Consider the following 12,661-nt stretch of genomic DNA (forward strand, 5'->3'; position numbering starts at 1 on the left):
GATCCTTGATCAACGATTATGAGGATAACGCCGTTGACAAATATCTCTGGGACTCCATCGGTAGCTAAGCTGCAAAAGACACTCGGTCTTTGGCACATTATCATTATTGGTTTAGCTTACATCCAACCCATGACTTTGTTTGACACTTTCGGATTGGTTTCGGAAGAAAGTCATCACCATGTTCCGACCTCCTATATTGTTGCCCTGATTGCAATCTTATTTACTTCAATCAGTTATGGTCACATGATTCGTCGATACCCATCATCAGGATCGGCTTATACCTATGCACAAAAATCAATTCATCCCAATGTAGGTTTCATGGTGGGTTGGTCATCTTGGCTGGATTATTTACTTTCGCCGATGGTCAATATTATCTTGGCGGTAATTTATCTAGAAGCCTTGTTCCCAACGGTGAATCATTGGGTCTGGGTAGTTGTGCTCACGGCATTTATGACAGGGATCAACTTACGTGGTGCCCGTTTTGTCGCCAACTTTAATAGCTGGATTGTACTGGTACAGTTGATTGTGATTGCGACATTTACCTATCTGGTTTATGACAAACTGCAAATGGGGATCAATGCGGATGGTGCGATTACGGCTGAAACCCGCTATCAGTTATGGAGTATGGAACCATTCTGGAATGAACTGACGTCGGTTGGTGCATTAATTACAGGTGCAACCCTACTCTGCTTCTCATTTACAGGTTTTGACTCTCTCAGCTCTTTGGCAGAAGAAACCAAAGATACAGAAAAAACCTTACCGAAAGCGATTTTCCTGACTGCATTATTTGCTGGTGTTATTTTCATTATTAGCACCTACTTTATGCAGATTTACTTCCCGAATGATCCTAAGTCGTATTTCACCAATATTGCTGAAACTCAACCTGAGATTCTGCTTTTGGTCGGCGGTTCATTATTCCAGTCTTACGTACTTGCTTTTGCAATTGTAACGGTCATGGCATCAGGGATTTCTGCACATGCAGGCGTTTCTCGCTTAATGTACGTGATGGGTCGAGACGGCGTGATCAACAAGAAGATTTTCGGTCATATTAGCCCGAAGACTTTTACACCGTCGTATAACATTATCATTGTCGGTTTAGTCGCATTGACTGCGGGCTTTATGGATCTGGATATTGTTATTTCAATGATTAGCTTTGGTGCACTGACAGCATTTACCTTTGTAAACCTGTCTGTTATTTCTCGATATGCATTACGAGATGGCCGAACTAAAAACCTGAAAGACATTATCAGCTTTGTAATTATTCCTTTGCTCGGCTTTATCAGCATCTTTGCAATGTGGCTTGAAATTGAAGAGTCGGCATTGAAGTTCGGTTTATGGTGGGCAATGTTTGGTATTTTATACTTGGGTTATAAAACCAAAGGCTTTAAATACAACGCACCACAACATAATGAATTTGATGACAAGCACTAATCTTCATCCGATTTAAAATAAAAAAGGCGTTGAATGCGCCTTTTTTATTATCTTTCATTTTAGCCATGCAACTTTTCAACAATTGCTTTCACACGTTGAGCGTAAAGCTTCGCAGTCTCTAAATCACCTGTGGGAATTTCATCGGTACTCGCATCTGACGGTGACTGAACCAACAGACCAACTGAACCACCCAAATTATTGATATCTTCACGTTTAGCCGCTTTGGTATTGGCTGGCAACAAGCCCAAGCTCACCCAAATTCCACCGTGCTGTGACGCCAAGGTTTGCAACTGGATTAAGGTAACTTGCTTATCACCATTTAAACTCGCACTGTTGGTAAAGCCAGCAAATACCTTATCTTGCCAGCCGCGGGTAAACCAGATTTTAGAAGAAGCATCAGCAAATTTCTTAAACTGCCACGGCGTTGCTGCCATATAAGTTGGTGCACCAAAAACAATACCTTGTGCGTCATTAAGCGTTTGCCAGTCCTGCTCAGTAATCTCACCATTCTGATCAATTTCAATCAGAGAGGCGTCAATTGCACCCGCAAAGGTTTCAGCAATCACTTTGGTATGACCATAGCCAGAGAAATATACAACCGCAATTTTTGTCATGGATTTATCCAGAATTTTTAAAAAGTTCGATTTAATGATATATTTTAGAAACTAGGTGTCAATTAGTTACCATTTGGTAACTAGGGATAGTCAGTTGAAAAAATTAAGGGTTTTAAAATGAATCAGGCATTAAAATATGATATTTATCAACAACATTGTCCTGCACGTTTATTTTTTGAAAAAATTGCAGATAAATGGGTTTTAATGATTATCAATGTGCTTGCCCGAGAGACTCAGCACTTCAATTTACTGAAAAAAAGTATTCAAGGTATTTCACCGAAAGTATTGTCTCAAAAGCTCAAAATGCTTGAACGTGATGGCTTTATTCAACGACAAGTCCAGAATACCGCACCGATTCGGGTTGATTACTCACTCACTCCACTCGGCTTAGAAGTTGCAGAAATGGCGTATCAATTAAAAGATTGGGCTGAAAGTAATATCGAACAGGTCATCTACGCTCAACAACATTTTGATTCGATACAAGAACAAGAGATCGAATAACACAATGAGGTACGAATATGTATCCACAACCTTTAATTGCAGTTGCAGATGTTGAGAAAACCAGTCAGTGGTACCAAACAGTACTTGGCTTAGAAAGTGGTCATGGCGGCAAAGAATATGAACAGTTACTGTTTAAACAATGTATGGTGTTGCAGTTGCATCAATGGCAAGCACATGAGCATCCACATATTGGTGATCCCAAGCGACTGATTGGCAACGGCGTTTTATTATGGTTTGAAAGCAATCGATTTGATGAGATTGTACAAAAACTACAAACCCATCAAGTCGAAATTTTGGAAGGCCCTAAATACAATCCCAATGCACATCATCGGGAGATCTGGTTTAGAGATCTCAATGGTTACACGCTGGTGGTTGCAAGCCCTTATGGTGATCTCTAAGCTGCGAACTTAAAGTTGTTTAAAACCTTGTTGTCTCCATGCCTCATAGACAATCACGGCTGTCGCATTGGAAAGATTCAAGCTTCTTGAGTTTTCCGCCATTGGCAAACGAATCCACTGCTCTTGCGGAAACATCAGGCGTACCTGTTCAGGTAAACCACGGGTTTCAGGCCCCATCAATAAGGCAACTGGACGATTCAGATCGACGGTATGTGGCGTCGCACTGCCTTTAGTCGTCAATGGAAAGACATGCTCCACCCCCTTCGCTTTTAAATCAGCAAGGCAAAGCTCGATATTATCCCAAATTTGCATTCTTGCCCATTCGTGGTAGTCCAAACCTGCACGCTTCAACTTTTTATCATCCAGCTCAAAACCCAAAGGTTTGACCAAATGTAGTTGCGCACCAGTATTGGCACATAGACGAATGATATTACCTGTATTCGCTGGAATCTCAGGCTCGTATAGGACGACATGAATCACAAATTTTCTCTACTTTTCATAATCCCTCCTAACCTCCCTTTGGAAAAGGGAGGAACTCCCCCCTCTTTTTTTTTAAAGAGATGAGAAGCGGTTATAGCTCCGCAAGGAGAGATTTTATTGCCATTTTAACTGTTCACGTAGACTCACCACTTCACCAATAATGGTTAAAGTTGGTGCTACGATCTGATGTTCAGATACCTTAGTTGCGATATCCGCCAATGTACCCACCACTACTTTTTGATCAGGTGTGGTGCCTTTTGAAATTAAAGCCACTGGCATAGTTGGACGCTGACCATGTGCAATTAATTGCTCACAAATGCGCTCCAAACCGACTAAACCCATATATAGAACGAGCGTTTGGTTTTCATAGACCAATTCATTCCACGGCAGCTCAGGCGAGCCTTCTTTTAAATGCCCCGTCAAGAAACGTACACTTTGCGCATAATCACGATGGGTGAGTGGAATGCCTGCATACGCCGAACAACCTGAAGCTGCTGTAATACCGGGAACGACCTGAAAAGTCACATTGGCTTCAACCAGTTCCTGAATCTCTTCACCACCACGACCAAAAATAAACGGATCACCACCTTTTAAACGACAAACACGTTTACCTTGCTGCGCATATTCCACCAATAAAGCATTGATTCCATCTTGTGGAACCGAATGATTAGAGCGAGCTTTACCGACATAAATCTTTTCAGCATCGCGGCGGCATAAGTCCAAAATGGGCGCAGATACGAGACGGTCGTAAATCACCACATCCGCTTGTTGCATTAAACGCAATGCTTTTAAAGTCAAAAGCTCAGGATCGCCCGGCCCCGCGCCGACCAAATACACCTCACCTTTCGGTGCCGTCCATTCAGTCAAAGCTTGCTGAATCAGATCATTGGCAACATCAAGATTGTCATTAAAGACCTGCTCTTTCAGTGGGCTGGCGTACAGATTTTCCCAAAAAATACGGCGTTCATCAGGATTGGCAATTTTGGCTTTGACTTGCTTGCGCCATTGACCAGAAAACTCAGCCAATTTGCCCATGCCATGCGGCACAAGGGTTTCGATCTGGGTGCGTAATTGTCTGGATAAAACAGGCGATGCGCCATTGGAAGCGACCGAAATCACCAAGGGCGAACGATCAATAATCGCTGGCACCATGAAACGACAATGTGGAATATCATCCACACTATTCACCAGCAGATTACGCTGTTCACACTGTTCAAATACGCTTTTATTAACGTCAGGCTGGTCTGTTGCCGCAATCACCAAGCGATAAGCTGTTGCCAGAACATTTTCAGAGAAAGGCGATTGAATATATTGCCCTGTCGATTGCTCAATAAGCTGATGTAATTCAGGAATGATATCAGGTGCAATGACATCAACAATTGCACCTGCTTTGACCAACAAGTTTGCTTTGCGGTAGGCAATATGCCCACCACCCACAATCAGACAACGTTGCTGTTGCAACTTTAAAGAGATTGGGAAAATTTCCACGCGACGCCTCTATATTTTCAATCTGATTGAGCTAAAGCAAAAACTATGCACAAAATCGATGCAAAGTTTAGTCGATGTAGCTAACACCGCCCATATATGGACGTAAAACTTCTGGAATCTCGATTGAACCATCAGCACGTTGATAGTTTTCCATCACTGCAAGCAAGGTACGACCGACTGCCAGGCCAGAACCATTTAAAGTATGCACCAATTCGATCTTCTTCTGATCAACACGGTAGCGTGCTTTCATACGACGTGCTTGGAAATCACCCGTATTTGAGCAGCTTGAGATTTCACGATAGGTATTTTGGCTCGGTACCCATACTTCTAGGTCATACGTTTTAACCGCGCCGAAGCCCATGTCACCACCACAGAGTAAAATCTTGCGATACGGTAAGCCGAGTGCCTGTAAAATGCCCTCTGCATGTGCAGTTAAGTCTTCAAGTGCCTGCATAGAGTGCTCTGGTTTTACGATTTGCACCATTTCAACTTTGTCGAATTGGTGTTGACGAATTAAACCACGCGTATCACGGCCATAAGAACCCGCTTCACTACGGAAACATGGCGTATGTGCAGAATATTTCAGTGGCAAACGATCTGCATCGATAATTTCATCACGTACAAAGTTGGTGATTGGTACTTCCGCAGTCGGAATCAGGTAATACTCTTTTTCACCCTGAAGCTTAAATAAGTCTTCTTCAAACTTTGGTAATTGACCTGTACCACGTAGCGTATCAGCGTTAACTAAATACGGTACATAGGCTTCGGTATAACCATTTTTAAGGGTATGTGTATCGAGCATGAACTGAGTCAAAGCACGTTGTAAACGCGCCAAAGGCCCTTTCAATACGCTAAAACGTGAACCTGTCAATTTGGTCGCTGTTTCAAACTCAAGACCACCCATCATTTCACCAAGATCGGTATGGTCTTTGATCTCGAAATCAAATTGACGTGGTGTGCCCCACTTCAAGATTTCAAGGTTATCGCTCTCATCTTTACCAAATGGAACAGACTCATCTGGCAAGTTTGGAATTGCGAGAGATTTTTGCTCAAGTTCAGCTTGTAACTCAGCCAAAGCAACTTCAGCAGCTTTGATTTCATCACCAATGGCAGCCATACGCGCCATAATTTCAGAAGCATCCCCACCCGATTTTTTGATTTGACCAACCTGTTTAGCACCAGCATTACGCTCTGCTTGTAAGTTTTCAGCTTTGGATTGCAAATCTTTACGGCGAGCTTCTAAATCAGCCCATTCTTGCACATTTAACTGAATACCACGTTTTGCCAAAGCAGCATTGACTGCTTCGATATTATTTCTAAGTAATTTTGGGTCGATCATAATCAATCATGAATAGAGGAAAAAACTGGCTATAGTGTAAGGCTTAAACCTAAAAAAATACAGCGCTTGTGCAGCCTCTAGACACGATATGTAGAGGCTGCACTCAAACTAGCCCGCATCTTTTGGCAAGCTCGGCAAGTATTCTGCTTTCACAAACTCTTTGGCAGCATAATATGGCAAGGTCAATTCACTCATTCCCTCAGCATAAGAAGCTAGCTCATACAACGGGTAAACAAAGACAATCCCGTTCACGCCATAGTAATAGTTATCACTAACCTGCAATTGTTCTTTCTTGATGTTATGTTCTTCTAGCCAGTTCTGATTTGCGGCATACAGTTCATCACGCAGCTTGGTATTCATATCAGGTTTAAGCAGTTCACTCACCGTGATATGTTTTTTATTGGTCAGATCAAAGTTCACAAACTCCTGATGTGACATGCCATGTGCTGCTCCTGCTGAATAAGAGTAGCTTTGAATCGCAAATGTCGCCAGATTATAGTTCTGACTTACAAAACGTACATAAGTACTGCTCTCATTCTGTGCCGTCCCATCCGCAGGCGCCTTAACAGGTTGATCCGTCAGGTTTGCAAATGCATTCGGTTCAGCTTTTTTCATGCGATTTACAAAATATTCATCAATCCATTTCTGATTGGTTTCAACCGTTTGCAAGTCATAACTGGTACAGCCATCTTCCAGACAGACTTTTTGCTTTGGAAGTTTGACTGGTACTACTTTTGCATGAATCAATGGAATATCCACTTTTTGTGTCGTCGCTTTCTGCTCTTGTTTAGGTTGACAGCCAGCTAAAACAACAACAGCCAGAATAGGGAGAATTGGAACAAGTTTTGATAATTGTGAAGTATTCATCGTTATGCATGTCTCAGATGTTTTCCTTCACTATACAAAGCCTTGCTATGAGATGAAATTAAGAAATGTATCCAGCTTTTCCATGCATAAAAAAGCCGCAACATGTGCGGCTTTTCTCGGTCTCAATGATTACTGATCAATAATGTCGGTGCCCTTAGGCGGTGTGAAATTAAACACCGAGGCTGGAATCGACTGATTCACTTTAATATTACTGAAACGCACATAAGTCGTTTGACCTAAAGAGTCTTGCAATACCATTAAGTTCGGCGCTTTATTGGCACCAAAACTAATCGTTAAGCTCTGGAATGCACCATCTTCCTGTTTTGGATATAAGGTGTAATACAGTTTGCTACGATCAGGCTGAGTCACACGATAAGACTGCATAATCTGGTTGGTATTGCCCGATAACAACAATGCAGGTGTGTTTGCAATTTGGTCATCCAGACTTTGACGTACAGCTTGCTGTAAATCAGGATCGTAAATCCACACCACTTTACCTGTGGTCACAATGGTTTGTTTGGCAGGACTTGTGGTTTCCCAATAAAACTTTCCTGGGCGTTCAACTTTCATCGTTCCTTTAAAGGTCTGATTCATATGCTGAGCGGTCAAGCCTTTTTTCTGTGTGGCTTTATTACCGTTGCTGTTTGCAACTTTTGTATTTTGTTCAAAATCTGCGGTGAAACGTTGCAAGCCAGATAACTGTTGAACCAGACTGTTTGTTGCTTGCTGAGCTGATGCCGCGACAGGTGCAGCAAATACCTGACTACTCACAACAGGAGCAAGTGTGATTGCACTTAACGTTGCAGCATAAGCCATTTTTTTTACGAAATTCATAAAAAGAACCTTCTATCAGATTTCTACTGTTATGCCGACATCTTACTGTTTTTGATCATTAAAAAAATGAAGAAAAGCACGGGTTTTGTGTAGTTCGTGTCGCAAAGTTCTGCATTATGTATGAAGTTGCGACCTTTATGTAGAGATTGTAAGGATCAAAAAGCAACTTTTTTACTTATTTTCTTGTTTCAGCCCCCAGCCTAACTGAACTTTAATATTTCCCATAAATCGCCCATAAAAAAACCCGCTAAAAGCGGGTTCTTCTGAACTATTAAAACTTAAGCTTCAACAGTTACATAGCGACGGCCAAATTGACCTTTCACTTCAAATTTTACTACGCCGTCAGCAGTAGCAAATAAAGTATGGTCACGGCCCATACCAACATTTGCACCAGCGTGGAACTCAGTACCACGTTGACGAACGATGATGTTACCAGCAGTTACAGTTTGACCACCGTAAACTTTAACACCCAACATCTTAGGATTCGAATCACGACCGTTCTTCGTCGATCCACCGGCTTTTTTAGTTGCCATGTCTATTTACTCCTCGTGTTAGCCTGCGATACCAGTAATTTTCAACTCGGTAAACCATTGACGGTGACCTTGTTGCTTACGGTAGTGTTTACGACGACGCATTTTGATGATGCGGATTTTGTCGTGACGACCATGGCCAACTACTTCTGCAGTTACTTTTGCGCCAGCTACAACTGGAGCACCGATTTGAATGTTGTCACCGTTAACAACCATTAATACGTCATCAAACGTAATAGTCGCGCCAGTTTCAGCTTTCAATAATTCTACTTTAAGGGTTTCACCCTCAACAACACGGTGCTGTTTACCACCGCTTTGGATTACTGCGTACATAATGTACTCCAACTTGCCCGTGTCGTCGTGCCGATAAAGGGACATATCGATCTTAAGACGAACGCCACTGGGGTTATACAAGGGGACAAATTTTAAGTGAAAATTGCTCAAACAACAAGTTATTTTGCATAAATGCCCACATATTGATAACTTGCTTGGATTTTTAAGTAAAATCAATTAGATTGATGGCGGACTTTTTTGATTGATTCCCGTCAAAATTTGAAATACATTTTTTAAAACAAATTATGACAATAACAAACTGTGTTTTGTACCGTCGTGAGTAAAGTAATGACACTTGGTGGGAACAGCCCTATTTCTGTCTAATTTAAGATCAAAGAGTTCATGATCGTGTTTTAAATAGCGGATTACACAGTCTATATAACAGTTTAGTCATAGATTAATTGCTACACTTGGCAGCATTACCCATCTATACGAGGTTTTTCTTCATATGGTTATCGATTTTAAGCAAGACATTCTCTCCCCTGTTGCGACAGATTTTGCTGCGATGGATCACCTGATCAATGAAGGAATTAGCTCTAAAGTCGGATTGGTCATGTCAGTCAGTAAACATGTTGTTGAAGCTGGCGGCAAACGCATGCGTCCAATTATGTGTTTACTTGCAGCTCGCGCCTGTGGTTTAGCCAATATGCAACAAGCACAGCATCTGGCTGCGGTAATCGAAATGCTACATACCGCAACTTTAGTGCATGATGATGTGGTAGATGAGTCAAGCCTGCGCCGTGGCCGCCCAACTGCTAACGCGACCTGGAATAATCAGACTGCCGTTTTAGTGGGTGATTTCCTGATTGCACGTGCGTTTGATCTACTGGTCGATCTCAACAACATTACCCTACTCAAAGATTTCTCAACAGGTACTTGCGAAATTGCTGAAGGTGAAGTGCTACAACTTCAATCCCAGCATCAACCAGAGACCACTGAAGAAACTTATTTAAGAATTATTCACGGAAAAACATCACGTTTGTTCGAACTTGCGACCGAAGGTGCAGCAATTTTGGCAGGTACTGAAGAATACCGTGAACCATTACGCCGCTTCGCAGGTCATTTTGGCAATGCCTTTCAAATCATCGATGATATTCTGGATTACACCTCTGATGCAGAAACATTAGGTAAAAATATCGGTGATGATTTAATGGAAGGTAAACCGACTTTACCGTTAATTTCAGCATTAGCTCATTCAACAGGTGATGATCATGCGATTATTCGTCGCAGTATCGCAACGGGTGGTGTTGAGCAACTGGACAAAGTGATTGAGATTGTTCATCACTCTGGTGGCCTGGAATATTGTCAAAAACGTGCTCAGCAAGAAACAGATGCTGCTTTAGAGGCATTGAAGGCGCTACCTGATAATGAATATCGCCAAGCACTGATCAATTTGACGCTCATGGCTTTACATCGACTACAATAATTTTCTGACTGCTTATGCATTTAACTTTATCTGATCTTTTTTTAAAAATGCAGGAACAGCTTGACCAACCTCAAGCGGTTCTTGACGAAAATCTCCTGATTGAACTGGTCAATCGTATCCGCCCAGAAAATCCCAATGATGCGGATGAAGTCAAACAACGTATTCATGCACTGATCAAAATATTATTACTCACTCCGACTTCAGCAATTCTGCTACAAAACTTTTTACTCAAACTGATTAGCCAGTACAAACAGATCAGTTTATATGCCGATAGCGGCATTCTTTCACTTGATGGTTTCTGGAATCAGTTAGGTCAACGTTTAGGCGCGCATTTCCTTCCCTTAGTTGAAGATGGACAACAACTCAAAACCTTGGTGGGTAAAGTCTTCCATCAGGAAAATGATAGTGAATGGCTTGACCTGATCAATGATCAGGACTGGATTACTTTATTTAATCTACTGGCGGAAAGTCAAAGCAATACCATTGCAAAGCAAATTTCCAAAAATGAGCTGATCAAAGCCATTACTGTTTTGTCTTATCGAATTAGTGGAATTGGCCTATATCCTGAGTTTATTAATGCTCAGCCCGATATTATCGAATATGAATCGCCTTTTCTGGTACAAAACCGCGATATCATTGAGTTTATTGAAAAATATAAAAAACAGATCGAAGATCAGGATGCAGTTGTGGTTTTACCGCCACCCGATGCATCACAAGCCTTTGTCATGCTGGACCAATGTCGTGAGGTGGTGTTAAAAATACGTCGTGCGACCAAGCGAATTGGGGTCAGTATCAGTTTGACCTATCTCCTGTCCTTACTTGAACAGTCGCTCGATCGGATTGAACTTCTGCTGACCCTGTTGGCCAGCAAAACTGAAGCACGTTATACCGCACTTGGCGAATTGATTATCGATTTGACCAAAGCCCACTATGAAGGCAAAAGTGTCCGTCATTTATTAAGCTCTACCAGTGAACTCATTGCCTTACAGGTAACTGAAAATGCTAGTAAAACCGGTGAGCATTATGTAAGTACGGACAAAGCAGGTTTCTTTGGCATGTACAAAGCAGCGGCTGGGGCTGGCGTGATTATCGCCACGATGGCAACGCTTAAAATTTTGACTGCTCGCTTGGTTCTTGCACCTTTAATGCAAGCCTTCCTGTTCAGTATGAATTACTCACTGGGCTTTTTACTGATTCATGTGTTGCACTTTACGGTTGCAACCAAACAGCCAGCCATGACGGCTGCCGCACTTGCCACCACGGTACAGCAACAAAAAGGCAGTAAAACCGCTCAAATTGCTGAGTTGGCGGCATTGATTATTAATATTATCCGAACCCAGTTCATTGCGATCTTGGGGAATATTTCAATTGCGATTCCAACGGCTGCACTGATTACCTTTTTATGGCAATACAATCTGGGTGAGCCGTTACTTAACCACGCCAAATCGGCAAAGCTTTTGCACAGTCTCAACCCCTTCACTTCTTTAGCAGTGCCTCATGCGGCGATTGCAGGTGTATGTCTATTTTTATCAGGTCTGATCGCAGGCTATTTTGATAATCTGGCAGTCTACCGTAAAGTAGGGCCACGTCTACGACAGCACCCACGTCTAAAACGCTGGATGGGACAAAAACGCTTAGATAAATTTGCCAGCTATATTGAAACCAATTTAGGCGCCTTGGCGGGTAATTTCTTATTCGGGATCATGCTGGGAAGTATGGGAACAATCGGGTTTATCCTCGGCTTACCTTTGGATATCCGCCATATTGCCTTTGCTTCGGCGAACTTTATTCAAGGTTTGATGACCATTGGCAATCCAGATATAGGTCTGATTATCGTGTCATTCCTCGGCGTCATGTTGATTGGTTTAACCAACTTATTTGTCAGCTTTACCTTAACCATTATTGTTGCGTTGCGCGCACGCCGTGTTCGTTTTGCGCAATGGACACCACTGGCTAAATTAGTGTTGACTCACTTCCTGACCCGACCAAGTGATTTTTTCTGGCCGCCGAAGCAACCGGTTGAAGTGGCAGAACAGCCTAAAAATACCTCATCATCCCATTAACTTTGTACAGAAAAGTAAGCAAACTACAAGTCTAACATTTGAACTATTTTTGGATATAATCAAGCCGCCAAAAATAGTTTTAATGGGCTGATTTCCTCCAACCTTGATTGCTAAACAAGAGATTATTGCTCAGCTCCAATATCACTGTTTCTTCTGGATGAGATGATGCGGATCTGAACTGGATTTTTTAGATTAACTTAAGTTTGGTAGAAAGAAAACTGCCCTTTTATGACCTATTTTTTAAAGATGTAATGTCAGAATTTATGGGTTTTGATATGGTCAAAAAATAGAGAAAGGACTGTCAAATGCCGAATAACCACTTAAAACCCAAAATGAGATATACATCAAATTTTGTTA

Annotated in this window: 13 protein-coding genes; 5 read left to right on the forward strand and 8 right to left on the reverse strand. The window is 42.0% G+C overall.

The window, feature by feature from the left end; translation table 11 throughout:
• The first annotated feature begins 33 nt into the window (after nucleotides 1-33).
• Nucleotides 34-1,431: an APC family permease gene (locus PJ15_RS07915; RefSeq protein ID WP_004775199.1), complete on the forward strand. Its 1,398-nt coding sequence runs from the start codon at nucleotides 34-36 to the stop codon at nucleotides 1,429-1,431.
• 59 nt (nucleotides 1,432-1,490) lie between these two features.
• Here PJ15_RS07915 and PJ15_RS07920 read toward each other — a convergent pair whose 3' ends face one another.
• Nucleotides 1,491-2,045: a flavodoxin family protein gene (locus PJ15_RS07920; RefSeq protein WP_047429585.1), complete on the reverse strand. Its 555-nt coding sequence runs from the start codon at nucleotides 2,043-2,045 to the stop codon at nucleotides 1,491-1,493.
• A 117-nt stretch (nucleotides 2,046-2,162) separates the two neighbouring features.
• Between PJ15_RS07920 and PJ15_RS07925 the strand changes: the two genes are divergently transcribed.
• Nucleotides 2,163-2,546, forward strand: a complete 384-nt coding sequence (locus PJ15_RS07925; protein WP_005259219.1) for a winged helix-turn-helix transcriptional regulator — start codon at nucleotides 2,163-2,165, stop codon at nucleotides 2,544-2,546.
• 17 nt (nucleotides 2,547-2,563) lie between these two features.
• Complete coding sequence (locus PJ15_RS07930; protein ID WP_047429588.1) at nucleotides 2,564-2,944, forward strand: VOC family protein; 381 nt, start codon at nucleotides 2,564-2,566, stop codon at nucleotides 2,942-2,944.
• 9 nt (nucleotides 2,945-2,953) lie between these two features.
• Here the strand turns inward: PJ15_RS07930 and PJ15_RS07935 are convergent, their stop codons facing one another.
• The 7 genes from PJ15_RS07935 to rplU form a co-directional block, all read right to left on the reverse strand.
• On the reverse strand, nucleotides 2,954-3,424 hold the full coding sequence (locus PJ15_RS07935) for a tRNA (cytidine(34)-2'-O)-methyltransferase (RefSeq protein ID WP_004669235.1): 471 nt from the start codon (nucleotides 3,422-3,424) through the stop codon (nucleotides 2,954-2,956).
• A 114-nt stretch (nucleotides 3,425-3,538) separates the two neighbouring features.
• Nucleotides 3,539-4,912 (reverse strand): siroheme synthase CysG, encoded by a 1,374-nt coding sequence (cysG, locus tag PJ15_RS07940; protein ID WP_047429591.1) that lies wholly within the window; start codon nucleotides 4,910-4,912, stop codon nucleotides 3,539-3,541.
• A 67-nt stretch (nucleotides 4,913-4,979) separates the two neighbouring features.
• Nucleotides 4,980-6,251: a serine--tRNA ligase gene (serS, locus tag PJ15_RS07945; RefSeq protein ID WP_004775204.1), complete on the reverse strand. Its 1,272-nt coding sequence runs from the start codon at nucleotides 6,249-6,251 to the stop codon at nucleotides 4,980-4,982.
• A gap of 108 nt (nucleotides 6,252-6,359) precedes the next feature.
• On the reverse strand, nucleotides 6,360-7,124 hold the full coding sequence (locus PJ15_RS07950; RefSeq protein ID WP_047429593.1) for an RsiV family protein: 765 nt from the start codon (nucleotides 7,122-7,124) through the stop codon (nucleotides 6,360-6,362).
• 123 nt (nucleotides 7,125-7,247) lie between these two features.
• Entirely contained in the window at nucleotides 7,248-7,952 is a 705-nt protein-coding gene (gene lolA / locus PJ15_RS07955) for an outer membrane lipoprotein chaperone LolA (RefSeq protein WP_004775207.1), read from the reverse strand.
• Between the two features lie 278 nt (nucleotides 7,953-8,230).
• Nucleotides 8,231-8,485 carry a 50S ribosomal protein L27 gene (rpmA, locus tag PJ15_RS07960; RefSeq protein ID WP_004640422.1) on the reverse strand — a complete coding sequence of 85 codons (255 nt, stop codon included), beginning with the start codon at nucleotides 8,483-8,485 and terminating at the stop codon, nucleotides 8,231-8,233.
• Nucleotides 8,486-8,503: 18 nt separating this feature from the next.
• A complete protein-coding gene (rplU, locus tag PJ15_RS07965) occupies nucleotides 8,504-8,815 on the reverse strand; it encodes a 50S ribosomal protein L21 (protein WP_004652230.1) in 312 nt (103 codons plus the stop codon).
• A 448-nt stretch (nucleotides 8,816-9,263) separates the two neighbouring features.
• On the opposite strand from rplU, the gene sdsA reads away from it, so the two are divergent.
• Both sdsA and PJ15_RS07975 read left to right on the forward strand, forming a co-directional pair.
• Entirely contained in the window at nucleotides 9,264-10,241 is a 978-nt protein-coding gene (gene sdsA / locus PJ15_RS07970) for an All-trans-nonaprenyl-diphosphate synthase (RefSeq protein ID WP_004775209.1), read from the forward strand.
• A gap of 14 nt (nucleotides 10,242-10,255) precedes the next feature.
• The gene (locus tag PJ15_RS07975) at nucleotides 10,256-12,304 is read left to right on the forward strand and encodes a site-specific recombinase (RefSeq protein WP_047429596.1); all 2,049 of its coding nucleotides are present in this window, start codon (nucleotides 10,256-10,258) and stop codon (nucleotides 12,302-12,304) included.
• Nucleotides 12,305-12,661: the final 357 nt, after the last annotated feature.

The organism is Acinetobacter sp. neg1 (assembly GCF_000788125.1).
Lineage (GTDB): Bacteria > Pseudomonadota > Gammaproteobacteria > Pseudomonadales > Moraxellaceae > Acinetobacter > Acinetobacter vivianii.

Coding starts and splice junctions, on each gene's coding strand:
- PJ15_RS07920 (WP_047429585.1), bottom strand. CDS start 2,045: ATGACAAAAATTGCGGTTGTATATTTCTCTGGCTATGGTCATACCAAA.
- PJ15_RS07925 (WP_005259219.1), top strand. CDS start 2,163: ATGAATCAGGCATTAAAATATGATATTTATCAACAACATTGTCCTGCA.
- PJ15_RS07930 (WP_047429588.1), top strand. CDS start 2,564: ATGTATCCACAACCTTTAATTGCAGTTGCAGATGTTGAGAAAACCAGT.
- serS (WP_004775204.1), bottom strand. CDS start 6,251: ATGATCGACCCAAAATTACTTAGAAATAATATCGAAGCAGTCAATGCT.
- lolA (WP_004775207.1), bottom strand. CDS start 7,952: ATGAATTTCGTAAAAAAAATGGCTTATGCTGCAACGTTAAGTGCAATC.
- rpmA (WP_004640422.1), bottom strand. CDS start 8,485: ATGGCAACTAAAAAAGCCGGTGGATCGACGAAGAACGGTCGTGATTCG.
- rplU (WP_004652230.1), bottom strand. CDS start 8,815: ATGTACGCAGTAATCCAAAGCGGTGGTAAACAGCACCGTGTTGTTGAG.
- sdsA (WP_004775209.1), top strand. CDS start 9,264: ATGGTTATCGATTTTAAGCAAGACATTCTCTCCCCTGTTGCGACAGAT.
- PJ15_RS07975 (WP_047429596.1), top strand. CDS start 10,256: ATGCATTTAACTTTATCTGATCTTTTTTTAAAAATGCAGGAACAGCTT.